Source organism: Sphingomonas arabinosi (assembly GCF_036663715.1).
Taxonomy (GTDB): domain Bacteria; phylum Pseudomonadota; class Alphaproteobacteria; order Sphingomonadales; family Sphingomonadaceae; genus Sphingomonas.
This window is the reverse complement of the sequence record NZ_JAXOJN010000061.1, coordinates 1-1,056: the sequence shown is the minus strand read 5'-3', so window position 1 is coordinate 1,056 and position 1,056 is coordinate 1. Positions and strand designations below refer to the sequence as shown.

The 1,056-nt window shown below is 63.1% G+C and carries 1 protein-coding gene; it reads right to left on the bottom strand.

The genetic code is table 11. From position 1 onward, the window contains the following. Positions 1–150: 150 nt before the first annotated feature. Positions 151–894, bottom strand: a complete 744-nt coding sequence (gene istB, locus U1708_RS20640) for an IS21-like element helper ATPase IstB (protein ID WP_332748175.1) — start codon at positions 892–894, stop codon at positions 151–153. Positions 895–1,056: the final 162 nt, after the last annotated feature.

Genomic DNA, 1,056 nt, shown 5'->3' with positions numbered 1-1,056 from the left:
TGCGTATTCCGATGAAGTGGGCCGGGCGTACCGCTCTGAAGCGGGCCACCGTTCCAACGTGAAACGGGCCACCTGTACCGATCCGAAGCGGGCCACTTAGGGGATGCCTGCCTGGGTCGTACGGGACAATTTATCGAACGGTCTGCGAGGTCAAGCGTCGAGTGCGGAAGCGCGTCGTTTGCGAAGGCTCTCGCCGGTGAGATCGATGCGGTAGGCGTTGTGGACGACGCGGTCCAAGATCGCGTCAGCGAGCGTGGGATTTCCAATGATCTCGTACCAGCGGTCTACGGGAATTTGGCTGGTGATGAGGATGGAGCCGCGGTCGTAGCGATCTTCGACGATCTCGAGCAGGTCTCGGCGGCGATCGGCGCTGAGCGTTTCTGGTCCCCAGTCGTCGATGATGAGCAGATCGGCGCGCGACAGAGCGCGCAGCATCCTGGGATAGCGGCCATCGCTCCTGCCGAGCGTCAGCATGGCAAACAGCTGGGACGCGCGGTGATAAACGACTGAGAGATCGTCACGGCAGGCCTTCTGGCCGAGCGCGCAGGCGAGGAAGCTCTTGCCGACGCCGCAAGGCCCCGTGATCAGCACATTGCGCTTCGCGCGGATCCAGTCGCATGATCCAAGCTTGAGGAAGAGACTGCGGTCGAGGCCGCGGGCCGCGTGGTAGTCGACGTCCTCGATGCTGGCGTCATGGCGTAGATGAGCCGCTCGGGCGCGGCTTTCAAAGCGCTTCTGGCGGCGCACCGTTAGTTCCTGATCGAGCAGCAGGCCGAGCCATTCGGCATGGTCGAGCGACCGGGCCTCAGGTTGGCTTTCCAGATCCTGCAGGCCCTTGGCCATGCCTGACAGGCCGAGGGTGTTGAGCAGATCAAGCGTAGGATGGAGCAGCATACGACGTCCTTTCATTGAAAATAGAGCGGGCCACGCACGTTGGCATGGCTGTCGACGCCGTCGCCTTCTGCTGACACGGCGAGATCAAGGCTGTGGGACAGGATCGAGGCGACGCTTCGCGAACTCAGTCCGCCGACCGCGAGCGCATAGGCCGACACGCTT

What these genes read in the sequence shown, in the direction of transcription:
- istB (WP_332748175.1), bottom strand. Translation starts at nt 894, where the DNA reads ATGCTGCTCCATCCTACGCTTGATCTGCTCAACACCCTCGGCCTGTCA.